Source organism: Mycolicibacterium madagascariense (genome assembly GCF_010729665.1).
Taxonomy (GTDB): Bacteria; Actinomycetota; Actinomycetes; order Mycobacteriales; family Mycobacteriaceae; genus Mycobacterium; species Mycobacterium madagascariense.
Genome location: NZ_AP022610.1, coordinates 1,412,315 through 1,438,842, shown reverse-complemented (window position 1 = coordinate 1,438,842; position 26,528 = coordinate 1,412,315). Strand labels below are relative to the sequence as shown.

26 protein-coding genes are annotated in these 26,528 nt (G+C 67.5%); 10 read left to right on the top strand and 16 right to left on the bottom strand.

Annotation, left to right across the window (positions count from 1 at the left end; genetic code table 11):
• Positions 1 to 60: 60 nt before the first annotated feature.
• Positions 61 to 1,230 carry an amidohydrolase gene (locus G6N60_RS06785; protein ID WP_163734311.1) on the bottom strand — a complete coding sequence of 390 codons (1,170 nt, stop codon included), beginning with the start codon at positions 1,228 to 1,230 and terminating at the stop codon, positions 61 to 63.
• Complete coding sequence (locus G6N60_RS06780) at positions 1,227 to 2,405, bottom strand: M20 family metallopeptidase (protein ID WP_163734306.1); 1,179 nt, start codon at positions 2,403 to 2,405, stop codon at positions 1,227 to 1,229. Before G6N60_RS06780 ends, G6N60_RS06785 begins: the two co-directional genes overlap by 4 nt.
• Before the next feature lie 130 nt (positions 2,406 to 2,535).
• Here G6N60_RS06780 and G6N60_RS06775 point away from each other — a divergent pair, with 130 nt between their 5' ends.
• Complete coding sequence (locus G6N60_RS06775; RefSeq protein WP_163734303.1) at positions 2,536 to 3,330, top strand: purine-nucleoside phosphorylase; 795 nt, start codon at positions 2,536 to 2,538, stop codon at positions 3,328 to 3,330.
• On the opposite strand, the gene G6N60_RS06770 is transcribed toward G6N60_RS06775, so the two are convergent.
• The gene (locus G6N60_RS06770) at positions 3,276 to 4,376 is read right to left on the bottom strand and encodes an AbrB family protein (RefSeq protein ID WP_163734300.1); all 1,101 of its coding nucleotides are present in this window, start codon (positions 4,374 to 4,376) and stop codon (positions 3,276 to 3,278) included. The genes G6N60_RS06775 and G6N60_RS06770 overlap by 55 nt on opposite strands.
• A gap of 76 nt (positions 4,377 to 4,452) precedes the next feature.
• Here G6N60_RS06770 and G6N60_RS06765 point away from each other — a divergent pair, with 76 nt between their 5' ends.
• From G6N60_RS06765 to G6N60_RS06755, 3 genes are all read left to right on the top strand, one after another.
• Positions 4,453 to 4,896: a MarR family winged helix-turn-helix transcriptional regulator gene (locus G6N60_RS06765; protein WP_163734297.1), complete on the top strand. Its 444-nt coding sequence runs from the start codon at positions 4,453 to 4,455 to the stop codon at positions 4,894 to 4,896.
• Between the two features lie 325 nt (positions 4,897 to 5,221).
• Entirely contained in the window at positions 5,222 to 5,431 is a 210-nt protein-coding gene (locus G6N60_RS06760) for a hypothetical protein (RefSeq protein WP_163730762.1), read from the top strand.
• Positions 5,432 to 5,460: 29 nt separating this feature from the next.
• Positions 5,461 to 6,021 (top strand): hypothetical protein, encoded by a 561-nt coding sequence (locus G6N60_RS06755; protein ID WP_246240391.1) that lies wholly within the window; start codon positions 5,461 to 5,463, stop codon positions 6,019 to 6,021.
• A gap of 28 nt (positions 6,022 to 6,049) precedes the next feature.
• Here the strand turns inward: G6N60_RS06755 and G6N60_RS06750 are convergent, their stop codons facing one another.
• On the bottom strand, positions 6,050 to 6,616 hold the full coding sequence (locus G6N60_RS06750) for a hypothetical protein (RefSeq protein WP_163734293.1): 567 nt from the start codon (positions 6,614 to 6,616) through the stop codon (positions 6,050 to 6,052).
• A gap of 70 nt (positions 6,617 to 6,686) precedes the next feature.
• Between G6N60_RS06750 and G6N60_RS06745 the strand changes: the two genes are divergently transcribed.
• Complete coding sequence (locus G6N60_RS06745) at positions 6,687 to 7,340, top strand: nitroreductase (protein ID WP_163734290.1); 654 nt, start codon at positions 6,687 to 6,689, stop codon at positions 7,338 to 7,340.
• A gap of 27 nt (positions 7,341 to 7,367) precedes the next feature.
• Positions 7,368 to 8,939, top strand: a complete 1,572-nt coding sequence (locus tag G6N60_RS06740; RefSeq protein WP_372511080.1) for a phospho-sugar mutase — start codon at positions 7,368 to 7,370, stop codon at positions 8,937 to 8,939.
• On the opposite strand, the gene upp is transcribed toward G6N60_RS06740, so the two are convergent.
• The gene (upp, locus tag G6N60_RS06735) at positions 8,921 to 9,544 is read right to left on the bottom strand and encodes a uracil phosphoribosyltransferase (RefSeq protein WP_163734282.1); all 624 of its coding nucleotides are present in this window, start codon (positions 9,542 to 9,544) and stop codon (positions 8,921 to 8,923) included. The two genes, G6N60_RS06740 and upp, sit on opposite strands and share 19 nt — an antisense overlap.
• A 56-nt stretch (positions 9,545 to 9,600) precedes the next feature.
• Between upp and G6N60_RS06730 the strand changes: the two genes are divergently transcribed.
• The gene (locus tag G6N60_RS06730) at positions 9,601 to 9,897 is read left to right on the top strand and encodes a hypothetical protein (RefSeq protein ID WP_163734279.1); all 297 of its coding nucleotides are present in this window, start codon (positions 9,601 to 9,603) and stop codon (positions 9,895 to 9,897) included.
• A gap of 2 nt (positions 9,898 to 9,899) precedes the next feature.
• The gene (locus tag G6N60_RS06725; RefSeq protein WP_163734277.1) at positions 9,900 to 10,940 is read left to right on the top strand and encodes a C40 family peptidase; all 1,041 of its coding nucleotides are present in this window, start codon (positions 9,900 to 9,902) and stop codon (positions 10,938 to 10,940) included.
• 3 nt (positions 10,941 to 10,943) lie between these two features.
• On the opposite strand, the gene G6N60_RS06720 is transcribed toward G6N60_RS06725, so the two are convergent.
• Complete coding sequence (locus tag G6N60_RS06720; RefSeq protein ID WP_179969655.1) at positions 10,944 to 11,987, bottom strand: alcohol dehydrogenase catalytic domain-containing protein; 1,044 nt, start codon at positions 11,985 to 11,987, stop codon at positions 10,944 to 10,946.
• A 39-nt stretch (positions 11,988 to 12,026) separates the two neighbouring features.
• Between G6N60_RS06720 and G6N60_RS06715 the strand changes: the two genes are divergently transcribed.
• A complete protein-coding gene (locus tag G6N60_RS06715; protein WP_163734274.1) occupies positions 12,027 to 12,521 on the top strand; it encodes an SRPBCC family protein in 495 nt (164 codons plus the stop codon).
• A gap of 38 nt (positions 12,522 to 12,559) precedes the next feature.
• Positions 12,560 to 13,828, top strand: a complete 1,269-nt coding sequence (gene satS, locus G6N60_RS06710) for a protein export chaperone SatS (RefSeq protein WP_163734270.1) — start codon at positions 12,560 to 12,562, stop codon at positions 13,826 to 13,828.
• Positions 13,829 to 14,395: 567 nt separating this feature from the next.
• Here the strand turns inward: satS and G6N60_RS28275 are convergent.
• The 10 genes from G6N60_RS28275 to G6N60_RS06660 all read right to left on the bottom strand — a co-directional run bounded on the left by G6N60_RS28275 (position 14,396) and on the right by G6N60_RS06660 (position 26,469).
• The gene (locus tag G6N60_RS28275; protein ID WP_179969654.1) at positions 14,396 to 15,394 is read right to left on the bottom strand and encodes a hypothetical protein; all 999 of its coding nucleotides are present in this window, start codon (positions 15,392 to 15,394) and stop codon (positions 14,396 to 14,398) included.
• Between the two features lie 482 nt (positions 15,395 to 15,876).
• Positions 15,877 to 16,494 carry a hypothetical protein gene (locus G6N60_RS06700; RefSeq protein WP_179969653.1) on the bottom strand — a complete coding sequence of 206 codons (618 nt, stop codon included), beginning with the start codon at positions 16,492 to 16,494 and terminating at the stop codon, positions 15,877 to 15,879.
• A gap of 852 nt (positions 16,495 to 17,346) precedes the next feature.
• Positions 17,347 to 18,657, bottom strand: coding sequence for a hypothetical protein (locus G6N60_RS28270; protein WP_179969652.1), 1,311 nt, complete (start codon positions 18,655 to 18,657; stop codon positions 17,347 to 17,349).
• Entirely contained in the window at positions 18,654 to 19,595 is a 942-nt protein-coding gene (locus G6N60_RS29090) for a hypothetical protein (protein WP_246240388.1), read from the bottom strand. The genes G6N60_RS28270 and G6N60_RS29090 overlap by 4 nt, the downstream gene beginning before the upstream one ends.
• 882 nt (positions 19,596 to 20,477) lie before the next feature.
• On the bottom strand, positions 20,478 to 21,542 hold the full coding sequence (locus G6N60_RS06685; protein ID WP_163734267.1) for a hypothetical protein: 1,065 nt from the start codon (positions 21,540 to 21,542) through the stop codon (positions 20,478 to 20,480).
• Between the two features lie 197 nt (positions 21,543 to 21,739).
• Positions 21,740 to 22,609, bottom strand: coding sequence for a polysaccharide deacetylase family protein (locus G6N60_RS06680; protein WP_170312546.1), 870 nt, complete (start codon positions 22,607 to 22,609; stop codon positions 21,740 to 21,742).
• Positions 22,606 to 23,556 (bottom strand): agmatinase, encoded by a 951-nt coding sequence (gene speB / locus G6N60_RS06675; RefSeq protein ID WP_163734264.1) that lies wholly within the window; start codon positions 23,554 to 23,556, stop codon positions 22,606 to 22,608. Before speB ends, G6N60_RS06680 begins: the two co-directional genes overlap by 4 nt.
• A complete protein-coding gene (locus tag G6N60_RS06670) occupies positions 23,553 to 24,320 on the bottom strand; it encodes an SDR family NAD(P)-dependent oxidoreductase (RefSeq protein WP_163734261.1) in 768 nt (255 codons plus the stop codon). The genes speB and G6N60_RS06670 overlap by 4 nt, the downstream gene beginning before the upstream one ends.
• Positions 24,320 to 24,997, bottom strand: a complete 678-nt coding sequence (locus G6N60_RS06665) for an SDR family NAD(P)-dependent oxidoreductase (protein WP_163734258.1) — start codon at positions 24,995 to 24,997, stop codon at positions 24,320 to 24,322. The genes G6N60_RS06670 and G6N60_RS06665 overlap by 1 nt, the downstream gene beginning before the upstream one ends.
• Positions 24,997 to 26,469 carry an APC family permease gene (locus tag G6N60_RS06660; protein WP_163734253.1) on the bottom strand — a complete coding sequence of 491 codons (1,473 nt, stop codon included), beginning with the start codon at positions 26,467 to 26,469 and terminating at the stop codon, positions 24,997 to 24,999. Before G6N60_RS06660 ends, G6N60_RS06665 begins: the two co-directional genes overlap by 1 nt.
• Between the last annotated feature and the right edge of the window lie 59 nt (positions 26,470 to 26,528).

Below are 26,528 nucleotides of genomic sequence, written 5' to 3'. Positions count from 1 at the left end.
CTGCTGGCGAGCGTGCGTGTGTGCGGGCGACTCGCCGACGCCCACGCTCGCGGGACGGCGCTACAGGCCTGCGCTCTGCTCCACGATGTTGGTGAACACGCGCACTCCTACGTCCAGCGCCCGCTCGTCGAGGTCGAACGTCGGCTGGTGCAGATCCAGTTGCGGGCCCTGCCCCGACCACACCCCGAGTCGCGCCATCGCGCCGGGGACGTCCTCCAGGTACCAGGAGAAGTCCTCCCCGCCGCCGGACTGCTTGGTGTCGGTGAGCACGTCGGGCCCGATGGCCTCGATCGCGTGGGTGAAGATCCGCGTCGAGGTCTCCTCGTTGACCACCGGGGGCACACCGCGGCGGTAGTGCACGCCGTACTCGACCTTCAGCGGTGCCAACAATGACGAAACGATCTCGCGGACAAGGTCTTCCATGGCCACCCAGGCCTCGCGGCTGGCCGTGCGGATGGTGCCGGCGACCGATCCGGTCTGCGGAATGGCGTTGGCGGCGACGCCCGCGTTGACCGCACCCCACACCATCACCGTGCTGTCGCGTGGGTCGACGCGGCGCGACAGGATGCCGGGCACGCCGGTGATCAACGTGCCGAGGGCGTACACAAGATCGCCGGTGAGGTGCGGCCGGGACGTGTGCCCGCCCGGCGAGTGCAACGTGATCTCCACCTGATCGGCGGCCGAGGTGATGGGACCCGGGCGGATGGCGACCCGGCCGACCTCCAGGCGCGGGTCGCAGTGCAGCGCGAAGATGCGCGAGACACCGTTGAGCGCACCGGCCGCGATCGCGTCGATCGCACCGCCCGGCATCAGCTCCTCCGCCGGCTGGAAGAGCAAGCGCACGCCGACCGGGAGCTGCGGCACCGTCGCGAGGGCGAGACCCGCGCCGAGCAGCACCGACGTGTGCCCGTCGTGGCCGCAGGCATGCGCGACGTTCGGCACCGTCGACGCGAACGACGCGCCCGTCCGTTCGGCCATCGGCAGCGCGTCCATGTCCGCCCGCAACGCCACCCTCGGCGCGTTCTCCGGCCCGAAGTCGCACGTCAGGCCCGTACCGCCGGGCAGCACCTTGGGGTTGAGCCCCGCGTCGGCCAGCCGCGACGCGACGAACTGCGTGGTCTCGTACTCCTGCCTGCCCAGTTCGGGGTGCTGGTGGATGTGGCGGCGCCAGGCCACCAGGTCGCCGTGGTGGGCGTGCAGCCACGCGTCGACGTACTCGGCGATGCTCACGGCCGCGCCGCCTTCAGCGCCAGCACCCGGTCGCGCTCGGCGGGAGTCGTGGCCAGGGCGACGACGGTGCGGGCCAGCATCACGGCGCCCTCGACGACGGCCTCGTCGGCGCTCGGGCCGGCGGCCGCGGTGGCGAAGCCCGGCTGATGGACCGATGCGCCCTCGGCGTCGATGCCGACGATCGGGTGGATGCCCGGCATGACCTGGGTGACGTTGCCCATGTCGGTGCTGCCCAGCGGGAGCGCCGCCTCGAACTCGGCTGCGACGGGCGTGCGACCCAGCCGCCGCATCTCGTCGCGGAATACGTCGGCGAGCCACGTGTCGGGCGTCAGCTCGAGGTACGACGGCTCGGTGGCCTCGACCCGATGGCCGCAGCCGGTCGCCACGGCGCCTGCGAGGAAGCAGTCAGACATTCGGCCTTCCAGCTCGGTGAGCGACTGAGAGTCGTTGGCGCGCATGGTGAAGTGCATCTCCGTGCGCGCGGGGATGACGTTGGTGGCCTGCCCGCCGTCGGTGACGATGCCGTGCACCATCTGTCCCGGCGCGAGCTGTTGGCGCAGCAGACCGATTGCGACCTGGGACACCGTGATCGCGTCGGCGGCGTTGAGGCCGAGGTAGGGCGCGACGGCCGCATGTGCGGCGCGCCCGGTGTACTCCACGGCGACCTGGGACAGTGCCAGCGAACGTGCCCTGGCGATGTCGAGCGGACCGGCGTGCAGCATCACCGTCGTGGCGACGTCGTCGAACGTGCCCGCCTCCAACATCAAGGCCTTGCCGCCGCCGGACTCCTCGGCCGGGGTGCCGAGCAGCACGACGGTGAGGTCGAGCTCGTCGGCAACCTCGGCCAGCGCCAGTGCCGTCCCCACCGCGGACGCCGCGATGATGTTGTGTCCGCAGGCGTGACCGATGCCGGGCAGAGCGTCGTACTCCGCGCAGATGCCGACGACCAGAGCGCCGCTGCCGAACTCCGCCCGGAACGCGGTGTCCAATCCCCCGGGCTTGGCGGTGACGGCGAATCCGCGCTCGGCGACCAGCGCCTGGGTCTTGGCACAACTGCGATGCTCGGCGAACGCCAACTCGGGCTCGACGTGGATGGAGTGCGAGAGCTCGACGAGGTCGCCGCGGCGTCGCCGCACGACGTCCTCGACGGTCGTCGAGGCTTCGGCGGTGGGCATCGGAGCAGTATCTCATCGACCGCCGCAACCTTCGCGGGAGCGTTCGCCGGTCCAGACGGCGCTCCCGGCGCACGCCAGCCGCGGCCGCCATCTGAACGCGGCGGCGGGCACCCCCGTACGCTTCCCGGCTGTGAGCAGTCCTCGCGATCTGGCCGACGCCGCGGCCGCCGAACTCCTGCGGCGCACCGGCGTCGACGCGTTCGACGTGGCGGTCGTCCTCGGCTCGGGTTGGGCGCCCGCCGCGGCCGAACTCGGCGCACCGTCACACGTCGTCCCGATGTCCGAACTGCCCGGTTTCACGCCGCCGTCGGCCGCCGGTCACGGCGGCTCGCTGCTGTCGGTGGCCATCGGTGACAGGCGAATCCTGGTGCTGCTCGGTCGGATTCACGCCTACGAGGGACACGACCTCCAGCACGTCGTGCACCCCGTGCGGACGGCGTGCGCGGCGGGTGCGCGCACCGTCGTGCTCACCAACGCCGCGGGCGGCTTGCGCGAGGACTTCGCCGTCGGCCAGCCCGTCCTGATCAGCGACCACCTCAACCTCACGGCGCGCTCACCACTGGTGGGCGCCCAATTCGTCGACCTCGTCGACGCCTACTCGCCGCGGCTGCGGGCCCTCGCCACGCAGGTCGATCCGACGTTGACCGAGGGCGTGTACGCGGGCCTACCGGGCCCGCACTACGAGACGCCCGCGGAGATCCGGATGTTGCGCACCCTCGGCGCGGACCTGGTCGGCATGTCGACGGTGCACGAGACCATCGCGGCGCGGGCCGCGGGCGCCGAGGTGCTGGGGATGTCTCTGGTGACGAATCTCGCCGCGGGAATGACGGGTCAACCCCTGAACCACCTCGAGGTGCTCGAGGCGGGGCGTCAGTCGGCGACGCGGATGGGTTCCCTGCTCGCCGAGGTGCTGTCGCGGGTGTAGGCCGAACGCTGCGACAGCGTTGCCAGTCCGCGCGAGATCATGGGTGCGGCGAACAGCATCAGCAGCACCCGGACCACCTGCGCGGCCACGATGAACGTGACGTTGGAGCCCGTCTCCACCGCCGTGGCCAGCACGGCGTAAATGCCACCGGGGCTGGTCGACAGGTAGCCCTCGAGCAGGCTCACTCCGGTGACGTGGGCCAGCAGGACGCCGAGGCCCGCGCAGGCCAGGTTGAGCACCACGATCAGACCGAGCGCGGCGGGTAGGGCCCGGCCGATGGCGCGCATCGACTCCCGCGTGAAGGCGACCCCCGCCTGCCAACCGATGACGGCGTACCCCAACTGCACCAGCAGCATCGGCACGGACAGCCCGAACGACGTGCCCGTCAACTCCAGCGCGATCGTCAGCGCCATGGGGCCGAGCAAACCGGCACCGGGCAGCCGCGCGAGCTTGCCGGCCGTGGTTCCGACCAGCACGACGAGGACGAGCAGCCCGATGCTGACGTACCAGGGCGCCGTAGCGCTTGACCCGGCGGCCGCCGCGCCGCTGCGCTTCTGCGCGTGGAAGACGAGGGTCACGACGACGGGCATCGATGCGGTGATCAGCGCCACGCGTAGGTACTGCACGACGGCGACCACGCGGTCGTCGCCGCCGAGTTCGCGCGCGATGGCCACCAATCCCGAGGCGCCGCCGGCCACCAACGCCAGCGATCCGGTGAGCGGACTGATGCCGCGGTTGAGCCCGAGCAGGGCACCCGCGCCGATGCTCAGCACCAGCGTGCACACCGCGACTGCCAGCACGATCGGCCAGTCGGACCCCAGCGCGGTCAGCGCGTCGCGGTGCACCATCGTGCCGATGTACACCCCGAGCACGCCCTGCGCGACGAGGCCCGCCCGGCGCGGGACACCCGCGGGAGCGAGCGAGGCGAGTGCCAGCACGATGGCGACGATGAGCGCGGCGAATAGTGCCGCGGACGGGACGCCGATGGCGTTCAACGGCACGGTCACCGCGACCGTGATCGCGACCAGGAGCGCCCACTTCCACATGACTCCAAGTATGCGCTTGCCATATTGAGACATCAACTCGACGTTCATCACAGCGATACCAAGGTATAACTTGGTAATGACCTCGACCATGGCCAACGCCACCGAGTTGCGCGAATCGATCATGGCGCTGACCCGACAGCTCCGGCGCCACCGCAGCGACAACGGCCTCACGCTCGGCCAGCAACAGGTGCTCGGCGAAGTCAGCAGAGCCGGGGTGACCACCCCCGCCGAGCTCGCCATCCGCATGCACGTTCGCGCCCAGTCGCTCACCGACGGACTCAATCACCTGGAGTCGCGCGGTCTGGTCGCCCGCCGGACCGATCCCGAGGACCGCCGCCGCCAGCTCGTCGAGGTGACCGCTGACGGCGTCGCGCTCCTGGAAGCCGACCGGGCCGAACGCGACGCGTGGCTGAACGCGGCGATGCTGGACACGCTGACCGAGCTCGAATTCAACCTGCTGATGTTGGTGGCACCGGTGTTGCGCAAGCTCGCCGACGGCGACGAGCGCCCCCTCGACTGAGGTCGGCGTTCCGCCAGCCACTGGCGGGGGTCTACGGCGCTCCGGTGCGCAGTTCTTGAGCCTGCTAGATCGAAAGCTGTTGCCGCCGTACAAAAGCGACCGTCTACACACTTACCGCTCTCTTGACGGACGACGATCCCAGGAACGCCTACTTCTGTCCAGAACTGGGTCAAATACTGCTAACCGACGCGGGCCCAAGACGTATGACGCTTGCCGTCACCTCTTGCACACCGCAGGTATTGTCGGTGCCAACTGGTAAACAGACGTCATCAGGTACCGCAGGCACTCTCACCGAGCGGGCGTGAAGACATAAGGGGTGGTTAAAGTGGCGACAACGACCGAGACCACGGGTGGTGTCGACTACGTGAACCCCCGCGATAGCGCCGAATTATTCGATCAGATCGCGCAAAAGAACATGGGCATCAGCGGCACTGAGTTCCTCCGTCGCTGGGATGCAGGCGAATTCGAAGGCACCAACTGGGACGAAGTACCTGGACTGGCCGAGGTGGCCACAGCGCTACCGTTTGCGCGCTAGCTGAAGCCCGGCGACCGAGGGAAATCTTGTTGCCGGGGAGAACCGCGTCCGAAGCGCTGCGCAACTACATCGATCCCCTGCAAGCGGCGCTGTCGTGCCTCGACGGCGTCGCCAAGGTCCGGCTCACTGAACGAGTCCACCAAGTCGGTGATACCGGCGCATGGATACTCAACGGCCCTGACGGGATGAGCCTTAGAGACTTCGGCACCCTCCATGCTCAACAACGATTCGAACTTGTCGCGACCTCAGAGGAACACCGCGCTTACCGACCACCAGAGAAATTCCGAATTTCCACGCGTGAGTACATCTACAAACTGGAAATGCAGACGGGCCAGCAGATCCGCTGGCATTGGCACCCGATGGGCAATAGTCCCGAACGGCGACCGCACATCCACCCGTCGTTCAACATCAAAGCCCATCTGCCGGGATCGCGAGTCGTGCTCGAAGACATCATCGAGGGATGCATCGAACTCGGCGCGAAGCCGTCATGTGACGACTGGAAGGCGCGCCTCATGGAGACTGGCGGAGTCCACAAGCTGTACCGCACGTGGGTCGACGACCCCGACGAACGCCGCCGCCGTGCCGACTAGCGGATAAGCCCACTACGGCGGGTCAGGGTTACGGTGGTCCGGGGTTGGCATAGATGTGGAATCCGAATCGCTTGAGCGGCTGCAAGACCGGAGACTCACGCAGCCCATTCGAGCCGACGACTTCGGAGTCGGAGACAGTCTCGAACGCGATCAGCGAGCCGTGATCGAAGGCGAACGCGTACCACTGGTAGCCGGCATTGTGCAGGTCTACCTGCATCGGCAACTCGCTGGGAAAGCGGGAGATCATCAGATAATCCACGTCTCCGCCAGGCTTGATCAACGATCGGCAAGAGGAGTTGGCCGTTGCGTGAGGCAGCATCGTGTAATTGCGCAGTGTGTACACCGGCCTCTCGCACACCGCGTCGATCCACTCCGCCGGCCAGTGCGACACCCGGTTGATGTTCGCAAACTCCTCGTCCATGGGGATCGGGTTGCGAATAGGCACGGCCGCCTTCTCACCGGGCACCACGGCATGGAGCATGCTCGCTGCAGCGATCACCACGGCCAACACCCCCACGACAGCGCCGACCAACAGCCCCCACCGGCGACCCGGTCCAAACGTCCACCCCACGACACCCATGATGAACGCTGACACGGACTGCGTGTAGCACTCGCACGGACCGCCTCGGATACCGTCGTCCGAACGCTGTGAGGGGACGTGGGAAATGAGCGAGTTCGACCGTGTGGTGCGAGATCGCCGATCGATCAGGTTGTTCCACCCCGACAAGGCGGTGCCCCGATCAGCCGTCGTCGAGGCGTTGGAACTGGCGCGACGCGCACCGTCGAACTCGAACACCCAGCCCTGGCACCTCATACTTGCCGAAGGGGCTGCGCGCGAACGACTGGTCACCGCGCTGCTCGACGCGTCCCGGACGCGCGAGCCATCGATACCTCCGCTACATGACGACTTGAATCGGTTCAAATACGAACTGGGAGAACAGCTTTACGGAAGCCTCGGGATCACCCGCGACGATTTCGAGGCGCGTCGAACGGCCATCCGGCTCAACTATCGGTTCTACGACGCTCCGCTGGCCGGCGTCGTGTGCATGCCCCGCGGCCTCCATCACGTCGACAGTCTGGGCGTGGGCATGTATCTGCAGACGCTGATCCTGGGATTGACCACGCGAGGACTGGGCACCTGCGTTCAGATGCTCATCGCCGGTTTCCCCGACGTCGTCCGCGAGGCCCTCCTCATCCCGGACGAGTACGACATCCTGTGCGGTCTGGCCATCGGATACGCTGTCGAAGACTTTCCGGCCAACAACCTCGACGTCCCGCGCAAGTCGATCGACGACACGGTCGTCTTCCTCGACCGGTAGGCCACGGCGACGGGCCCCCAGTCGCCCGTGTCTGCCGTGTCTGCCTGCACACCCCCGGGCCAGCCCAGCCCGGCCGGTCACAATGAGCACATGAGCACACCCGGTGAGCCCCCCCTGACCTTCGGCACGGCCGGCCTGCGGGGGCCGATGCGGCCCGGCCCCGGCGGCATGAACGTCGAGACCGTCACCGCGGCGACCTGGGGGCTGGCCAAGGTCCTCGCCGATCGCCACCTCGGCGGTTCGACGGTCGTGGTGGGCCGCGATGCTCGTCACCACTCCGACGCGTTCGCGCTGGCGACGGCTGAAGTGCTTGCTGCTCACGGATTTTCGGTAGTCCTGCTGCCGGATCCGGTTCCGACGCCGGTCGTGGCCTTCGCGGTGCGCCGCTCGGGGGCGGCCGCGGGTGTGCAGATCACGGCGTCCCACAACCCGCCCTCGGACAACGGCTACAAGGTGTACCTCGACGGCGGCATGCAGATCGTCCCGCCGAGCGACCGTGACATCGAGGCCGCGATGGCCGCTGCGCCCCACGACGTCCCGCGCTCCGACGTGATGCCCTCGGACACCGGCCTCATCGCGGACTACGTCCGGCGGGCGAGCGAGGTGCGGCGGGGTACGAGCCCCGTGCGGGTGGCGTTGACCCCCATGCACGGTGTCGGCGGCGAACCCGCCCTGCGCGTCCTGCGCGAAGCGGGCATCACCGACGTGCACGTCGTCGCCGAGCAATTCGCGCCCGACGGCGACTTTCCGACCGTGGCCTTCCCCAACCCGGAGGAGGCGGGAGCCACCGATCTGCTGCTGGCGTTGGCCGCCGACGTCGACGCCGACGTGGCGATCGCACTGGATCCCGACGCGGACCGGTGCGCCGTCGGCATCCCCACCGACTCCGGGTGGCGAATGCTCTCGGGTGATGAAACCGGTTGGCTGCTCGGCGATTACGTCCTCACCCAGCTCGATCCCGGCGTGGTGACCGCCCACGCCGTGGTGGCCAGCACGGTCGTGTCATCGCGCATGCTGGCCTCGATCGCCGCCGCTCACGGCGCGCAGCACGTCGAGACGTTGACCGGGTTCAAGTGGCTGGCCCGCGGTGACGCCGACCTCCCCGGCAGCACGCTGGTGTACGCCTACGAAGAGGCCATCGGCCACTGCGTCGACCCCTCCGCGGTCCGCGACAAGGACGGCATCAGCGCTGCCGTGCTCGCCTGCGATCTGGTGGCCGAGCTGCGCGCCGCGGGGCGTACCCCGTCGGATGCGTTGGATGCGCTCGCACTCCGTCACGGCGTGCACGTGACCGCCGCGGTGTCGGTCCCTGCGGACGCTCACCTGATGCAACGGCTCCGCACGGCGCCACCGTCGCGGCTGGCCGGCGAGCTGGTCGAGGTGTCGGATCTGCTGGGCCGCACCGACGCCCTGATCTACACCGGCGAGTCGGTGCGCGTGGCGGTCCGCCCGTCGGGGACCGAGCCAAAGGTCAAGGTCTACTTCGAGATTCGACTACCGCCGCGCGACGACGTGGCGGCGGCCCGCGGCGAGGCCGCCGAACGCCTCGACGCACTGCGAGCCGACGTGGTCGGTCTGCTTCAGCGCGGCCCGAATTGACGATCGCCCGCGTCGCCGAGGCCGGGCACGATGTAGGAGACGTCATTGAGTCCGTCGTCGATGGCGGCGGTGTAGAGCGTCAGGTGAGGTGCCGCCTTCTCCAGTGCCGCAATGCCTTCCGGGGCGCAGACCACGCAGACGGCGGTGACGTCGACGGCCTGGCGAGCGCGCAGCAGGCCCAGGGTGTGCACCATCGATCCGCCGGTGGCCAGCATGGGGTCGAGCACCATCACCGGCCACGTGCTGAGGTCGTCGGGCAGCGACTCCAGATACGGGGTGGGCAGGGCGGTCTCCTCGTCACGGGCCACCCCGACGAATCCCACCTTGGCCTCCGGGATGAGCTGCTGGGCCCGCTCCACCATGCCGAGACCTGCCCGCAGCACCGGAACCAGCAGCGGCGGCGACGCCAGCCGGGACCCGACGGTCTCCGCCACCGGGGTGCGGATCGGCACCGGGGTCGACGCGGCGTCGCGCATGGCCTCGTAGACGAGCATCAGCGCCAGGTCGCACAGGGCCGCCCGGAAGCCGGCGTTGTCGGTGCGCTCGTCGCGCAGCGTGGTCAGCCGGGCGGCGGCGAGGGGATGATCGACAACGCGGACGTCCATGCGGCGACCCTAGACGTCGAGGGAACCGGGCGCGCTCTACGCACGTCATAACGCGCATGATCGCCGATACCTCGGGCCTCCGCGCGCTCGGCGCCACGCACCGCGACCATGCCGACGCTCTCGCGGCCATCGCCGCTGCGCTGACCGCCGCGACGGTCGGTGCCGACGCCCTGGGCTCCGTCGGCACGGCTTACCTGATCGCCTTGAACGAGGCGCTGGCACATGCGGCGGATCGCGCTACCGTCCTCGCCGCGCGCCTCACCGCGGCGACCGCCACCGCGGGCGCCACCGCAGCCGCCTATCGCGATGCGGAAGGCCATGCGGGACAGTCGATTCAGCGAGCCTGGGCCTAGGCGTGTCCAGCGCCCTGGTGAGTCAGCTGACGGCCCCACTGCGGGACGTGCAGGCGATGCTGGGCACCGGCACGCCGGACACGGCGACGACGTTGCACGACATTCGTCGCGCCCTGGCCGACGTCGCTGCCGCCACGGGCCGGTCGGGGCGCGACGTCCCGTGGACGGGCGAGGCCGCGGCGGCCGCCACTGACTTCACCGAGGCCACCGTCGCCGCCATCGACGAGCTCGTCGCACGCACGGCCCAACTCGGCGCCACCACCGCCGATGCGGTCGGGGCGGTGGCCGGTGCGCGTCTGCGCCTGCAGGCCATCATCGATGCGTTCGAGGCGAAGGCCGCCGCACTGGAAGCTCGGATCGACGAGCCCGGCGTCGCCGACGAACTGATGGTCGAGGCCCGCCGCGCCCTCGACGAGGCCAACGACGTCGTGGACGGTCTGCGCGATGAGCTCGACGGTCATCGGGCCGCGGTGACGGGGCCGATGGCGCCGGTTGCGCCGACGGTTCCCATGGGCCTGTCGGCGGGCGTCGGTGCCAGCCACGGTTCCCCGGCGTCGACACCGATCGTCCACGCCGCGCACGTCAGCGCGGTCTGGCCCGAGGCGGACGACCGCCCGCTGCCGAACGTCGACCCCGAGGTCTTCGGCAGCGGCGTCACCGTCCACCTTCCCGACGGCAGCACGGCGGTCGCGCCCAATGCCGTTGCGGCGAGCGCCGTTCGACACGCCCTGACCCAGCTCGGCGTGCCCTACGACTGGGGCGGCACCACCCCCGGTGTCGGTCTCGACTGCAGCGGACTCACCCAGTGGGCGTATCACGAAGCGGGACTTGACCTTCCACGGCTCGCACAGGAGCAGGACGTGGGCGCCGCGGTCGACGCCTCATCGCTGCGACCGGGCGACCTGGCCGTGTGGGACGGGCACGTCGCGATGATCGTCGGCAACGGCATGATGATCGAGGCGGGCGACCCCGTCCACCTGTCGGCGATCCGAACGACCAACGCGGATCAGCACTTTCAGGGTTTCTGGCGGCCGACGGCCTGACGGTCAGGGCACCCGTGGGTCGATCAGCGTCACACCGGCAGGCGAGGCGGTGTCGACCGACGGTAGTAGCCGGGCCCCCTCCGACAGGCCAACCACGCGTTCGACGAGATCCTGGGGTCGCAGCGTGCCCGCCTCGACGAGGCCCAGCATCGCGGGATAGTCGACGGCGGCCATGCCGTGACTGCCGAGGACGTCGAGCTCCCACCCGATCACCCGCTCCATCGGAACGGTGGGATGGCCACCGACGGAGGGCAACAGACCGACCTGCACGTGACGGCCCCGCCTGCGCAGGCTGTAGACGGCGTCGGCGCAGGTGCCCGGTGAGCCGACGGCATCGATGGCGACGTGGCTGCCGCCGGCCGTGAGGTCGTGCACGCGGGCCGCGACGTCGACCCCGTCGGCCAGCACGGTGTGCTCGGCGCCGAGCCGCTGCGCGAGGGTCAGGGCTGCCCGCGTGCGGTCGACGGCGATCACCCGGGCGCCGGCGGCCACGGCGACCTGCACGGCGCTGAGCCCCACCCCGCCGACGCCGACGACCGTGACCCACTCCCCCGCGTGCACGCCGGCCCGCGCGTGCAGCGCTCGGTAGGCCGTCGCGAACCGGCAGCCCAACCCGGCGGCCGCGGCATCCTCGACGATGTCCGGCACCGCGACCAGATTGGTGTCGGCGGCATGCAGTGCGACGAGCTCGGCAAAGGAGCCCCAGTGCGTGAAACCGGGCTGCGTCTGCGTCGGGCAGACCTGGGCCTGACCGGCGCGGCACCACTCGCACGCGCCGCAACCGCAGACGAATGGCGTGGTCACGCGGTCGCCGACCTGCCAGCGCCGAACGTCGGGTCCTGCCGCGACCACCACGCCGACCAGTTCGTGGCCCGGTACATGCGGGAGCGCGACGCCGTCGTCGTGACCCGCCCACGCGTGCCAGTCGCTGCGGCACAGGCCCGTCGCCTGTACTTCCACGACGACGCCGCCCCGGGAAGGCGCCGGATCGGGGACCGACCGGACGTCCACGGAACCGCCGAACTCATCGAACACCACAGCGCGCATGGGGCCATCGTGCCGCGTCCTTTGGCATGCTGGTGAGCCATGACGCGCTGGTACTCGATAGAACCCGTCGACGGGGCCTTCTTCACGGCGGCCCCGCACGTCTTCCGCTACGAGAAGAGGCTCGCGGCGCCGGCGGAGACGGTGTGGGAATCGTTGGCCAGTGACGCGTCCTTGAGCGCGTGGAGCCCGCTGGTGTCGTCGGTGAACTGGACGAGCCCACGCCCATTCGGCGTCGGCACGACTCGCGAGGTGACGCTCGCGCCGGGACTGACGCGTATCCGCGAACGGTTCTTCCGGTGGGACGAGGGACGCGGCTACTCCTTCGCCGCGTATGAGGGGAACCTGCCTCTGCTGCAGCACTTCGCCGAGGACTACGAGGTGGAACCCGACGGTGACGGGTCGCGGTTGACGTGGACCGTGGCCATCGAGCCCAAGCGGGCGCTGGCGCTGCCCTTCGTTCCGCTGGCTCCCGTGCTCAAGGTGGCCTTCGGTCGGGTCGCGGTCGACGGCCAGCGGTACTTCGCCCGCGCCTGACAGCAGCGCGCGCATCGTGCGTCGTTAGGCTGTGCCGCATGGCTGCTGACATCGTGCCTGTGAGGCTTGGTCTGACCAAGGGCGATCTGTACACACTGTGGGCACCGTCGTGGCGCGACGCCGACGACGAATGGCAGGCGTTCCTCGGCAAGGACGACGACCTCTACGGCTTCGAAAGCGTCGCTGACCTGGTCGCATTCGTGCGGACCAATTCCGACAACGACCTGACTGACCACCCCGCGTGGACCGCGCTGAAGGAGTCGTCGGCGCACCGGCTCGATCCTGGCGAGGAGCGGCAGCACGACCTGATCGGCGTGCCCGAGCTCGCGGCGGAGAAGCCGACGGAGGAGTCGGTCGCGACGCTGTTGCACGCCCTCGCCGTCGTGCAAGCGATCGGCTCGGTGTGCGATTTGGCGGTGGTCTCGAAGCTCTTCAACGGCAATCCCGTCCTCGGCTCCCTCGGCGGAGGGCTCGAGGCGTTCGAGGGCCGCGCGGGTCGCAAGCGCTGGGCAGAGATCGAGGGCGTCATCGCCCGCGGCTGGGACGGTGTGGTCGACGCGATCGACGAGATCGTGACGATCCCCGACGTCGATGCCACGGCGTCGGAGAAGGCCGCAGCCGAATTGGCCGAGCCGGCGCCCGAACCGGAGGTCGAGGAGGACCCGGCCGAGACCGACGTGGTGATCGACGACGAGGACGAGACCGATCCCGAGGAGGCGGCGCTCACCGCAGCGGCCACCGATCAGGTGCTCGGTAGCGACGAGGACTTCTGGACCCACGTCGGCATCGACCCGATTCGGCTGCTGACCCGTGGCGGCACCTACTACACCCTGCGTTGCTATCTGGACGATCAGCCGATCTTCCTGGGTCGCAACGGGCGCATCAGCGTGTTCGGCTCCGAGCGGTCGCTCGCCCGCTACCTCGCCGACGAGCACGAGAGCGACTTGTCCGACCTCGCCACGTTCGACGACATCAAGACCGCCGCCACCGACGGCTCACTGCAGATCCGGGTGACCGACGACAACGTCTACGTGCTGCGGACATTGGCCGACGACATCTCCGACGGCCCCGAAGCCGTCGACGTCGACCAGCTCGACCTGGCCGTCGAATTCGTCCGCGACGTCGCCGACTATGCCGAGGACAGCACGGTCGAGGACGCCTTGGACGAGGACCAGCCGCTAGGCAGGTTCATCGGACACGTGCTCAACCCCGACACGGTCGGCAAGCCCCCGGCGCCCTACGCCAAGGCCGTCGAGCAGTGGGAGAAGGTCGAGTCCTTCGTGGAGTCCCGCCTGCGCGAGGAGTGACCGTCCTGCCGTGAGTCGTGCCGGCGCAGGGCAAACCGGCTTGTCCGTGTCAGCGGCATCTCTGCCGTGACGGAGTAGTCGGTGCGCCATGCCGCCCCCGTTTCCGCCGGACGGAACGGTGTCGGTGTGAGCACCCGGGATAACCCATCGCCGAACGGCGGGACGTCTCAATGAACATTGAGTTGAATCCTGTTGTCCGGGGCATTCGGGAAGGCGCCGAAGGCCGTACCCCGGCGGGTTCGCAAATCCGTTGACCGACAAAGTTATTCGTCGATCAAACCGCGGTAGGTCAATTTCTACGCTGCACCCCGAGTTACTGCTCTCGACAGGGTTTGGCGGTCTTCTTGTTTCGGTGCATTGGCGGCTGACGCGCCCGCACCAACTTGTCGCGGGCACGCCAAGGGTTGCGACACCCCATAGGGGAAGGCCAGTCCTCACCCCATCACCCTCAGCGCCGCATCAGCTCGCTCGTCGGGCACCCCTCGCTTACACCATCGAGGAAGGTCGACTACCACCCCGCGTATGGGCGGCGGTGTGAGCGAGGTGCACCATCACACCGAGCCCGACCTAGCGGTCCGCCGACCCAACTGACGTCGAATCTGGTGACGTCTCGCTCTCGTCGACACCGCTACCGGCCCCATCGCTAGGCGCGGATCCCGTTGCGTTCTCCGCCGACGCCCCACCGGTCGATCGACGCGCAAGGTCGACGTCCCCGCCAGTCGTTGAAGAGTCGTCCAGCCGTTGATGCTCATCATCCACGCGCGCCGGGGGCACATTCTCGACCCGTTTAGCCGACCGCGGCTCGGGAACGTTCGTGGAGGCTTGCGGCTTGGTTTCACCGGCATCCTGGTCTCCGGCTGCTGCCGCGTCCGCCGCAGTCTTGTCCCCGGCGGCCTTCTTCACAGCATCGTCGTATTCCGCTCGCGCCTTGTCGGCAGCGGCCTTGATCGGCTGATATTCGATGATTGAGGTGTGATAACGCCACAGATCTTCCTGACTGTGGGTTTGTTGCCATTTTGCGTAATCACCGCCGTGCTCTTTGTCGTAGGCATCTTGCACAGCTTGGGCCTTGTCTAGGGCAGCCTTTTTCTCAGCCACCGTCTTCTCCGCCGCAGCCTTGTCCTCAGCCGCCTTCTTGTCGGCTGCCGCCTTATCCGCTGCGGCCTTGTCTTCGGCCGCCTTCTTGTCTGCCGCCGCTTTGTCTTCAGCGGCCTTCTTGTCCGCAGCCGCCTTATCCTCAGCCGCCTTCTTGTCTGCTGCGGCCTTGTCCTCGGCGGCCTTCTTGTCTGCCGCCGCTTTGTCTTCAGCGGCCTTCTTGTCCGCCGCGGCCTTGTCCTCAGCGGCCTTCTTGTCCGCCGCCGCCTTATCCGCCGCAGCCTTGTCTTCAGCGGCCTTGTCCGCCGCGGCTTTGTCCTCAGCGGCCTTCTTGTCCGCAGCCGCCTTATCCGTCGCAGCCTTGTCAGCTGCCGCCTTGTCCTCAGCCGCCTTCTTGTCTGCTGCGGCCTTGTCTTCAGCCGCCTTCTTGTCCGCAGCGGCCTTGTCGGCCGCCGCCTTCTTGTCTGCCACGGCCTTGTCCTCAGCGGCTTTCTTGTCCGCCGCCGCTGCCTTATCGCCGCCGCCTTGTCTGCGGCCGCGAGCTGGTTGTTGCCGCCTTATCTGCGGGCCTTGTTCCGGTTCGCCGCCTTTTGTCCGGCTGCCTTATCCGCGGCTGCCTTGTCCGCCGCCGCCTTGTCCTCAGCGGCCTTCTTGTCCGCCGCTTTTATTCAGCAGTCCGCCGCAGTCTGTGCTGCGTTTTTGTTCAGGGTTTGTCCGCAGCGTTTGTTCTGCCGTTATCTGTTGCCGCTGCCGATCTGCTGCCGCCGCCTTGTCCTCAGCGGCCTTCTTGTCCGCAGCAGCCTTGTCTGCCGCCGCCTTGTCTTCGAGGGCCTTCTTGTCCGCCGCCGCCTTGTCCGCCGCAGCTTGTTGTCTGCCGCGGCCTTTTGCAGCGGCCTTGTCTCTGGCTGCCTTCTTTGTTCAGTCAGCTTTGTTCAGCGGAGCCAGTTGCCGCCTTATCTTGCCGCCGCCTTATCCGCCGCAGCCTTATCGGCTGCCGCCTTGTCTTCAGCCTTCTTGTCCGCTGCCGCCTTGTCCTCAGCCGCTTTCTTGTCTGCAGCCGCCTTGTCCGCCGCCGCCTTGTCCGCCGCCGCCTTGTCCTCAGCCGCTTTCTTGTCTGCCGCCGCTTTGTCTTCAGCGGCCTTCTTGTCTGCTGCCGCCTTGTCGGCCGCCGCCTTGTCCTCAGCGGCCTTCTTGTCTGCCGCCGCTTTGTCTTCAGCGGCCTTCTTGTCAGCCGCCGCCTTATCCGCCGCCGCCTTATCCGCTGCGGCCTTGTCCGCCGCGGCCTTGTCCGCCGCAGCCTTGTCCGAAGCAGCCTTGTCCTCAGCCGCCTTCTTGTCCGCCGCGGCCTTGTCTTCGGCCGCCTTCTTGTCCGCCGCAGCCTTGTCCGCAGCCGCCTTCTTGTCCGCCGCCGCCTCGTCTATGGCCGCCTTCTTTTCGGCATCGTCCTTCTTGTCGGCAGCATCCTTCTTGGATGTCGACGAGCCATTGCCGGCTTGCCACGGAAAGCGCCCAGGCCAATGCGGAATCAACGATTCAACAGCATGGCGAACCGCTTCGCCCAGATCGTGCACTACCCGCGTCGGCAAACCCTCAAGGCCGCTTCCAGCCGCACCCGACCCCACCCCAGCCATTCCCAAGCGAAAGGTGAATGGACGCACTGTTCGCGCCTGAGCTCCAGGACCCAACCCCACGGCCACACTGAACGGCGCACTCGAACATCCCGACCCAAAGTTGATTCCCGACACCGACAAGCACGACGCCCCTGCCACCGGCGCGACACCCCCGGCGCCCACCAGCAGTGTCCCCGACGCGACCGCACTCGCAATCAACACCCTGGCCCGCTTGCCACCATCACGCTGATCTCGATGCTGAGCCATCGCAGCCCGCTCCCTACTCCTAGACGATGCCAACCTGGCGACGCGGCAGGCTAACACCCACACCACAAGCAAGGAGCTATCCAATTCACTTGCACAGCAACATAAGTCATGAAGATGGCAGCCGTCCCTCCGGCTATCGACGGCGCAGTTGCACAGTGGGGCGTGGCTGACCACTCGGAGGACGACATCATTGGCAACGCTTCAGACCAGAGCCAATCAGCCGCTTTTTGTTTGGCCGAATACTAGAAAACCCCGGCACGATCACCGCGAGTCCACGCCGCGGATTTACACCATCGATAACTCGAACTAAATCGAGCAATTCGCCGGATAGCCGAAACGCAGGAAATAAGCCCGCCCACGTACTGGGTGCGCGAGCAGGTAGACAGAGTCTGCCGAGCATGTTCGTCGGACGCGTGCTCAACCACGACACGGCCGGCAAGCCTCGGGCGGAGTACGCCAAGGCCGTCACGCAGTTCACGAAGGTTGAGTCGTCCGTGAAATCACCACCGCGAGAGGAGTAAGCGCACCTGCCGCGCGCTGCTCGCGCTACCTCTCAGGGGGGTCTTTCGTCTCGTCCTCCGCGGCATTTGGCTGAGGACTCAAGGCCTGCCCGTGAACGTCAAGCCCATCCGATTCGGCTGGGATCGACTCGATCGCCTTATCGCCGGGCGCGCGTTCCACACGATGACGATTTGTGACGTCGACTGCGTCCTTACCAATAGAGACGTCCTGAGCGTCGACCTTTGACATATCTTCCGGTTCCCGAAGGTTGTCGTTCTCCGGATGCACGGAGCGGCCATCGCCGCTCTCGTCGTTCTTCGTTGACCCGTCTGTAATCGCGTGCGCGGCTGAATTACCGTCCACCGTGGAATGATTCGGCTTCCCTATCGGCGTCTCATGGCCAGGTGCAAAGTCCGAAACACTACGAGCTGAAGTCACAGCGTTGGGAGGCGACGCCAAAGACAGCTCCGCGGCGCGTTCAGCCGACCGCGCTTCCGGGGCGTGGGTTGAGGCTTGCGGAAACATCACTGCGTCGTATTCGGCTTGAGCCTTCTCGACATCAGCTCGAAGTGCCCTATATCTCGAGTTAGCTTTTTCGAGCTCGATCAACTTGGGGCCTAGCTCGCTTGGTTGCACATTTGGGACATTCTGCGCTTTGCTTGCCGCGTCGTATGCCGCATCCACATCCTTTAGGGACTGGGCAAGCGCCGCATTTGCGGCCTCGAGGGCGGCCTTCTTCTTGGCGATGTTGTCTGCCTTGTCTTTCGCGGCCTTGTCATCGGCTGCCTTCTTGTCTGCCGCCGCTTTGTCTTCGGCCGCCTTCTCGTCTGCCGCAGCCTTGTCCTCAGCGGTCTTCTTGTCAGCTGCCGCCTTATCCTCAGCGGCCTTCTTGTCCGCTGCCGCCTTATCGTCGGCGGCCTTGTTATCCGCGGCTGCCTTGTCTGCCGCCGCCTTGTCGGCTGCAGCCTTTTCCTCAGCCGCCTTCTTGTCCGCCGCCGCCTTGTCTTCGGCCGCCTTCTTGTCTGCTGCAGCCTTATCCTCAGCCGCCTTGTCTTCAGCGGCCTTCTTGTCCGCGGCTGCCTTGTCTGCCGCCGCCTTGTCGGCTGCAGCCTTTTCCTCAGCCGCCTTCTTGTCCGCCGCAGCCTTATCCGCGGCCGCCTTGTCCTCAGCCGCCTTCTTATCCGCTGCCGCCTTCTCCTCAGCCGCCTTGTCTTCAGCGGCCTTCTTGTCCGCGGCTGCCTTGTCTTCAGCGGCCTTCTTGTCCGCAGCAGCCTTGTCCTCGGCGGCTTTTTGGTCCGCCGCCGCCTTGTCAGCCGCCGCCTTATCCGCGGCGGTTTTGTCCTTGCCTGTTTTCATCCAGCCTTGTCCTGAGGAGCGTGAGTCCAGGCTGCCTTGTCTGCCGCAGCCTTGTCCGCCGCCGCCTTATCCGCCGCAGCCTTATCCGCTGCCGCCTTCTCCTCAGCGGCCTTCTTGTCCGCCGCAGCCTTATCCTCAGCCGCCTTGTCTTCAGCGGCCTTCTTGTCCGCGGCAGCCTTGTCTGCCGCCGCCTTATCCTCAGCGGCCTTCTTGTCTGCGGCTGCCTTCTCCGCCGCCGCCTTGTCGGCTGCAGCCTTTTCCTCAGCCGCCTTCTTATCCGCAGCAGCCTTGTCTTCGGCCGCCTTGTCCGCGGCAGCCTTCTTGTCCGCGGCAGCCTTGTCCGCCGCCGCCTTGTCCTCAGCGGCTTTTTTGTCCGCGGCCGCCTTGTCTGCCGCAGCCTTGTCCTCAGCCGCCTTCTTATCCGCAGCAGCCTTATCCTCAGCCGCCTTCTTATCCGCAGCAGCCTTTTGTCTGTTGTGTCCGTGGTTGTTTATCCGGGCTGTTTTGTCCGCCGCCGCCTTGTCCTCAGCGGCCTTCTTGTCCGCCGCCGCCTTATCCGCAGCAGCCTTGTCTGCCGCAGCCTTGTCCGCCGCAGCCTTGTCTGCCGCAGCCTTGTCCGCCGCAGCCTTGTCCGCCGCAGCCTTGTCCGCTGCCGCCTTGTCCTCAGCCGCCTTCTCCTCAGCGGCCTTCTTATCCGCAGCAGCCTTATCCGCAGCAGCCTTGTCCGCCGCAGCCTTGTCCGCCGCAGCCTTGTCCGCCGCCTTGTCCGCCGCAGCCTTATCCGCCGACGCCTTATCGGCCGCCCCCTTGTCCGCCGCAGCCTTGTCCGCGGCCGCCTTCTTATCGGCGTCGTCCTTCTTGTCGGCAGGGTCCTCCTTGGGCTTCGACGAACCACTCCCGGACTCCCACGGGAAGTGGACAGGCCAATGCGGAATCAATGACTCGATCGCACGCCGAACCGCCTCACCCAGATCGTGCACCCCCCGCGGCGACAAACCGTCGGAGCCGCCAGCACCCGCCCGCGACCCCACACCCAAGCGAAAAGTGAACGGCCGCACCGTCCGCGCCTGGGCACCGGGCCCCCACCCGATCGCCACACTAAACGGCGCACTCGAACACCCTGAACCAAAATTGATGCCCGACACCGACAAGCACGAAGCCCCCGCCACCGGCGCCTGACCCCCCACAGCAGTCAACATCGTCCCCGATGCCACTGCACCCGCCACCAACACCCTTGCCCGCCGGCCGCCAACACTCGGCCCCCGATGCTTAGCCATCGCGTCCGCTCCTCTACTAACTACGCCGACCTGGCGACGCGGCAGGCTAACACCCACACCGTGAGCTCAAAATGGCCAAATGATGTGCACGCCAACATCAAGCCTTCTACCTGGCAGCCAGCTCCTCAACCGTTACGGGGCCCAGTTGCACAACGGGAACACCTACGCATGTCTCCCGAAGCCAGACATGACCTACCCATCGGAACGGAGTGCCGTGCGCCGAAGGAGCTACCCAGGAGTGCAGCAGCGCGACGGGACCTTTCCGACGGTGATGGCCGTTCGGGGCTGGCCGGCGAGCTTACGCGATCAACGCCAATCACACGTATGTCGAATCGTCGAGGTCCATTGCCAAAGCTCAAACTGGTTGATTGTGCGGCGATCTCGGGCGAGAACGAACCGTTGGTCACGTGCTGATTCCGGGCAAAGTCAACGAGAGTCCGTCACTGCACTTTCAGCCCATCGAAGGGCTACGCGCGGAGTGGGTGCGCCCCGCCGACAACCGGCCCATGCGGAGGTTCGCCAGTCGGATCCACGTCGTCGCGGCTAAAGGCCGGAGCCTGAACCGCTTTCCCGATCGACGGCAGTGACACCCGCATGGCGCCGAGCTGCGGCCAGGCCGTCGCGATCGGCTTTCCTACCGCCGGGAACGTCGACCGTCGGCACGTCGTCGGTTTCGGCCGAGCTGCCGTTCCTCATCCGAGTATCGCGTGCAAGGTCGAGTCCGTGACCCGCGGTTGGCTCCGCGCGCGGGACGTCAGTTGGCCTCTCCCGATCGCGAGCGTCCGCCGAAACTGGCGACGGCGGATCAGTTGTTGCGCTGGCAGTGTGAGGCACGCTCTCGTCCCCGCGAGCAACGCCGGGCGACGATGAGGGCGCCTTCTCGTGGCCGCGTTCGCGTCGGGACTCATTGACACGCGTCGAGGCCTGCGGCGTGGTCAACGCATCGTATTCGCGCTGCGCAGCGTCGTAGATGGACTCCGCATTCGCCCGAATCAGTGAGACGTCGTAACGCTTGACCTTCAGCGCGTCATGCACCGAACCCAGCTGTCCCTCTCGCTCGGCCTTCGCGATTTCTTCAGTCACTGCGGCTTCGGCCGCTCTCGCCTTGTCTCGCGCGTCGCGCAACGTCGACAGCTTCTTCTCCGCGGCTGCCTTCTTGTCTGCGGCTGACTCGTCCGCCGACGCCTTGACGCCGGCTTGCTTCTGCTGGCCAGGACTCCCGTTGACCCCGGCCTGCCGGCGCACAGGGGACGGAATCACCGACGCCACCGCATGCCGCACCGCGTCGCCCAGTTGACGCAATCCCTGCGGCGGCAGAATCTGAACCCCGGACTCACTCACGCGAAATTGACCCACGATTACCTCCCACCGAAAGGTGAACGGCCGCGCGGCCCGCGCCTTGGCGCCAGGCCCCAATGCCACGGCCATGCTAAAGGGGGCACTCGAACACCCCGACCCGAGGTTGATCCCCGACACCGACACGCACGACGCCCCCGCCTCCGGCGCCAGACCTCCTGCGCCCATCAGCAGCGTCCCCGACGCCACCACGCCCACCAACGACAATCGCACACGCCGAACACCATCACGTTGAGCCCGCTCATCATCCATCGCAGTCCGCTCCTCTCCTGAACGACGCCGACCTGGCGACGCGGCACGCTAACACCGACATCGCGAGCAGAAGAAGACCCAAATCGCTTGCACAGCAACACGAAATGGCAAACCTGTCAGCTACTTCATCGAGCTCGACTGGCTTGGTTGCACAGCGGGAGTGCAAGGCACGCTAACGTGCCGAACTCGCGGCCCAGCTAGAAGTCGGCTGGATCGGGCCGTTCCACCGACCGCGGCGTCAGCCCCAGCCCACGCACGTGCTGGGCGATCGCGCCGAGGGGTGACACCCACACGTCGTCGAGTGAGCAGGCGTACTCGACGAGGCCCTCCAGCGCAGCGGCTCGTGACGGTCGTCCGGAGAGGAACGGATGATTGGTCAACACGAAGCACCCACCCACCGCGCGCATGCCGTCGAACTCGAGTCGCCACATCTCGGCGACCTTGGTGGGGCTCTCGATGAGACCGGTGCCGGAGAAGTCCGGGACGAAGCAGTACTGCTCCCAGTCGTCGAGTGCCCACTGGATCGGGATCTCCACCAGCGACTCCGAACCGACCGTCAGCTCATAGGGATGGTCGGCATCCATCAGGGAGCTGTCGTACAGAAACCCTCTGTCGTGCAACAGCTTTGGGGAATGCCAATTCAACTCCCACATCGGCGCCCGATAACCCGTCGGCCTGCTACCCGTCACGCGCTCCAATGCCTCGAGTCCGCGATCCAGGATGACCGCCTCCTCCTCGGCCGACAACCCCGCCATCGCCTCGTGCAGGTACCCGTGATGGGCGATCTCGTGACCCTCGGCGGCGATGCTGCGGATGACGTCGGGATAGCGCAGCGCCGTGTAACCCGGCACGAAGAACGTCGACGTGATGCCATGTCTTGCCAGGATCTTCAAGATTCGCGGCACGCCGACGAGCGGCCCATAGGCCTGATGACTGACCGCCGACATCCGGGTCGCGTGGCCGTGGTCGACCGCCAGCATCGCCGACTCCGCGTCGACGTCGAAGCTGAACGAGGCGGCGCACTTAGCAGCGCCCGGCCACGCGATGGTTTCGGCCGGAACCGTCACGACGCACTCCTCTTGGCCAACAGCGAGATCAGTTCATAGGCCACGTTGGCCGCGGCCACACCCGTCATCTCCGCATGATCGTAGGCCGGTGACACCTCGACGACGTCGGCACCGACCAGATCGTGACCATCGAGCCCGCGCAGGATGGCCAGCAGCTCGCGACTGGTCATGCCGCCCGCCTCCGGGGTTCCGGTCGCCGGCGCGTGCGCGGGATCGAGCACGTCGATGTCGATCGACACGTAGAGCGGGCGGTCGCCGATCGCTGCGCGCAACTGCTCGATCACGTCATCGGTGGAGCGGCGTTCGAACTCAGTGCAGTGGACGATCGTGAAGCCGAAATCGGCGTCGTCGACGAGATCATCTGCGGCGTAGAGCGATCCGCGGATGCCGACGTGCGCGCTGTGGCCCGGCACGAACAGACCCTCCTCGGCGGCACGCCGAAACGGCGTACCGTGCGTCACCGGGGCGTCGAAGTACGTGTCCCAGGTGTCGAGATGGGCATCGAAGTGCAGCAGCGCGACGGGGCCGTACCGACGGTGGTGGGCGCGCAACAGCGGATAGGCAATCGTGTGGTCACCCCCGAGCGTGACGAGGCGCGCGCCCGCGTCGATGAGTTCGGTTGCCTGCGCATCGATCTCGTTGATCGCTTGGCCGATGTCGAACGGATTGGCCACCATGTCGCCCGCATCGACGACCTGCTGATGGGCGAAGGGCGACACCTTGAGTTCGGGGTTGTAGGGCCGCAGCAGCCGTGAAGCCTGCCGAATGTGCGACGGGCCGAACCGAGCCCCCGGCCGGTACGTCACCCCCGAGTCGAACGGAATGCCGACCACCGCAACGTCGCAACGACTGACGTCCTCGCGCCGCGGCAGTCGGGCGAAGGTCGTCAACCCCGCATAGCGCGGCACCGCCTGACCGTCGACCTGACCTCTCACGTCGTCGCTCATACCCGGCACCGTGTGGACCCTCCGTTGATCTGCAGTGTCTGACCCACCAGCGCGCCGACGTCGGCGCGCGCCAAGAGGGCTGCGGCACTGGCGATTTCGCCGGGTCGACCGATTCGGCCCATCGGAATGTCCGCGCCGTAACGTCGATGCATCTCGGCCAGACTCACCCCGGCAGCCTCGGCGTCGACGAGCAGCTGCGGGGTGTCGACTACCCCCGGCGCGATGGCATTGACGGTGATGTTCTCCCGGGCCAATTCGCGTCCCAACGTCTTGGTCAACGCGATCAGCCCCGCCTTGGACGCCGAATACGCACTGGCACCCGGCCACCCGATGACGCCCCACTCCGACGCGATCACGACGACGTTCCCGCCGCCCGCACGTCGCATTCCGGGCAGCACCGCCTGGATGAGCCGAAAGGTGCCCGCGAGGTTGGTGTCGACGACCTTCCACCAATCGTCCTCGTCGTCGTCGTCGAAGGGCGCCATCGTCATGTAAGCCGCGTTGCATACCAGGATGTCCACGGGGCGGCGGCGATCCGTCTCGACGGCGTCGACCATGGCGGCGACATCGGGATCGGTGATGTCGCCGATCACCGGGAAGCCACCCGTCTCGGCGACGACCTCGGCGAGCGCGTCGCCGTCGCGCAGGTCGTTGACGCCGACGTCGGCGCCGTCGGACGCCAGTCGACGCGCGATCGCCGCACCGATGCCTTGGGCGCCACCCGTCACCAGAGCCAGTCGTCCACGTAAGGGCTTGTCGCTCATTAGATCACCGCTCCGCCGTTGGGTGAGATGATCTCACCGGTGCAGTAGGACGCGTCCGCTAGGAACTCCACGACGCGGGCCACCTCCTGGGGTGTGGTGAGTCTGCGGTTGGGCAGGGTTGCGAGGTATTCCGTTGCGCGCCAGGGTGAATCGGCGGCCAGCAGCGGGGTGTCGGTCGGACCGGGCGCGACGGCGTTGACCCGAACGCCGCGGCCCGCCAGCTCGGCGGCCAGGCTTCGCACCAGGCCGATGATCGCGCCCTTGGCCGCCGCGTAGTGCGCGTCCTCGTCACCGCCGCCGATGGCCAGCTCCGAGGTCACCGCGACGATCGCACCGGACCCGCGGGCCAGCATCGAGGGCAGCACCGCCCGGGCCGCATTGCGCAGACCGCCGACGTGCACCCGCAGCATGCGGTGCAGCGCGGCCGGCGAGATCTGCGAAATCGGCGACCTCTCATAGTGTCCCGCCGCCGTCACCAGGGCGTCGACGTCGCCGGTCGAGCTTTGGATGGCGGTGATCGCAGCGCTCACCGCGGCAGGGTCCGACACGTCGGCCACGTGGTCGGCGGCCTCGGAGAGGTCGATGCCCGTCACGGTCCAACCTTGCGCCCGCAGCAGTTCGGTGACGGCCAATCCGATGCCGGATGCCGAACCGGTGACGATTGCGTTGCGGGACATCAGGTTTCCTGCGTCGCGTCGACCGCCTCCTGGGCGAAGCGCTCGCCGACCGGCGCCTCGATGTTGCGTCGCACGGACAGATAGATGGCGATTCCCACGATGGCGAGCACGGCGGTGGTCAGCACACTGGCCCAGTTGATGAACCACGGTTGGCCGGGTTGAGTGCGCGGCCACGCGACGTTGACGGTCTCGAAGATGATCCACAGCGACGCTATGTAGGTGATGGGCGCACCCCACCGCCCCAGATTGAAGGGGCCCGGGCGCCACTTGCCGGTCAGCCGCGCGATGGCCGCGCCGATCACCGGCACGCCGAACGCAATGTAGAAGCCAATGATGTTGAAGTTGACCAGCACGTTGTAGAACTGCGAGCCGGCGAGCAGGATGAAGACGACGGCGACGATGGCGGTCAGCGCAATCGCGTTGACGGGCAGGCGTTCCGGGCCGGCGAGCTTGCCGAGCACCTTCGAGCCGGGCAGGCTGCGGTCGCGCGCGGCGCCCCAGATGCAGCGCGAGACGGCAGCCTGCACGGCCAGGAAGCTCGACAGGAACCCGATGACGAACATCGCCAGCAGCGGCTTGGTCACCCCGGCGCCCAGGTGCGCGGTCAGCGTCTGTGACACCACGTCACCGGACTGGGACGCCACCACCTGGTCGAGATTGGGGATGGCGAGGATCAGTGCGGCGCTGGAGAACATGACCACCAGGCCGACCAGCAGCAACCCGTAGATGATCGCCTTGGGCACGTTGCGCTCGGGGTCGTCGACCTCCTCGGCGACCGACCCCGCCGCCTCGAACCCGAGGAACGACCAGCCGACGTAGGCGATGGCGAGCAGCATCGGGCCCGACGTCCACGTGGCGGCGTCAGGGATGTTCGCGCTGGAGAACAGCGCCGAGAACGGATTCTCGCGGTAGAACAGCAGCAGCACGATGCCGAGTCCCACCGAGCCGATGACCTCGCAGGTGATGCTGGCGATGACCATGATCTTCAACACCCGGCGACCCACGATGTTCACGCCGGTGCCGAGGGCGATGATGACGATTGCCACCGTCGCGGTCAGCCATCGGGATGGCGCGTCGACGCCGAAGATCTGCAGCAGGAAGCCGCTGGCGGCGTAGGACAGCGTCCCGAGCGCGATCGTCAGGCCCCACATGTACGCCCACGCGGCGACCCAGCCCCACGTGGTGCCGCGCACGTGCCGCGACCACTGGTACACACTGCCGGCATACGGCCACCGCGACGCCAGTTCGCCGAACACTCCTGCGACGAGCATCTGACCGACCAGCACGATCGGGAACGCCCAGAAGAACTTCGGACCCGCGGCGAACAGGCCGAGGGTGAAGATCGCGTACACCGCCGCGATCGGTGACACATCGGCAAACGCCAAGGCCAACGCCGAACGGAAGCTGAACCCACGGCTCAACCTGGTCGGCGCTTCGGCGTGGGGCTCGGTGGTGTCAGTGGGCTCGGTCATCGGGGCTCCTCGAGACGGGTTGCAGCGACCTTGTACCTCCAACGGCCAAAACAGAACCG

What these genes read in the sequence shown, in the direction of transcription:
- G6N60_RS06670 (WP_163734261.1), bottom strand. Translation starts at nt 24,320, where the DNA reads ATGAGCGACAAGCCCTTACGTGGACGACTGGCTCTGGTGACGGGTGGC.
- G6N60_RS06765 (WP_163734297.1), top strand. Translation starts at nt 4,453, where the DNA reads ATGACCTCGACCATGGCCAACGCCACCGAGTTGCGCGAATCGATCATG.
- G6N60_RS06730 (WP_163734279.1), top strand. Translation starts at nt 9,601, where the DNA reads ATGATCGCCGATACCTCGGGCCTCCGCGCGCTCGGCGCCACGCACCGC.
- upp (WP_163734282.1), bottom strand. Translation starts at nt 9,544, where the DNA reads ATGGACGTCCGCGTTGTCGATCATCCCCTCGCCGCCGCCCGGCTGACC.
- G6N60_RS06685 (WP_163734267.1), bottom strand. Translation starts at nt 21,542, where the DNA reads ATGGATGATGAGCGGGCTCAACGTGATGGTGTTCGGCGTGTGCGATTG.
- speB (WP_163734264.1), bottom strand. Translation starts at nt 23,556, where the DNA reads ATGAGCGACGACGTGAGAGGTCAGGTCGACGGTCAGGCGGTGCCGCGC.
- G6N60_RS06715 (WP_163734274.1), top strand. Translation starts at nt 12,027, where the DNA reads ATGACGCGCTGGTACTCGATAGAACCCGTCGACGGGGCCTTCTTCACG.
- G6N60_RS06720 (WP_179969655.1), bottom strand. Translation starts at nt 11,987, where the DNA reads ATGCGCGCTGTGGTGTTCGATGAGTTCGGCGGTTCCGTGGACGTCCGG.
- G6N60_RS06660 (WP_163734253.1), bottom strand. Translation starts at nt 26,469, where the DNA reads ATGACCGAGCCCACTGACACCACCGAGCCCCACGCCGAAGCGCCGACC.
- satS (WP_163734270.1), top strand. Translation starts at nt 12,560, where the DNA reads ATGGCTGCTGACATCGTGCCTGTGAGGCTTGGTCTGACCAAGGGCGAT.
- G6N60_RS06665 (WP_163734258.1), bottom strand. Translation starts at nt 24,997, where the DNA reads ATGTCCCGCAACGCAATCGTCACCGGTTCGGCATCCGGCATCGGATTG.
- G6N60_RS06745 (WP_163734290.1), top strand. Translation starts at nt 6,687, where the DNA reads ATGAGCGAGTTCGACCGTGTGGTGCGAGATCGCCGATCGATCAGGTTG.
- G6N60_RS06780 (WP_163734306.1), bottom strand. Translation starts at nt 2,405, where the DNA reads ATGCCCACCGCCGAAGCCTCGACGACCGTCGAGGACGTCGTGCGGCGA.
- G6N60_RS06770 (WP_163734300.1), bottom strand. Translation starts at nt 4,376, where the DNA reads ATGTGGAAGTGGGCGCTCCTGGTCGCGATCACGGTCGCGGTGACCGTG.
- G6N60_RS28270 (WP_179969652.1), bottom strand. Translation starts at nt 18,657, where the DNA reads ATGAAAACAGGCAAGGACAAAACCGCCGCGGATAAGGCGGCGGCTGAC.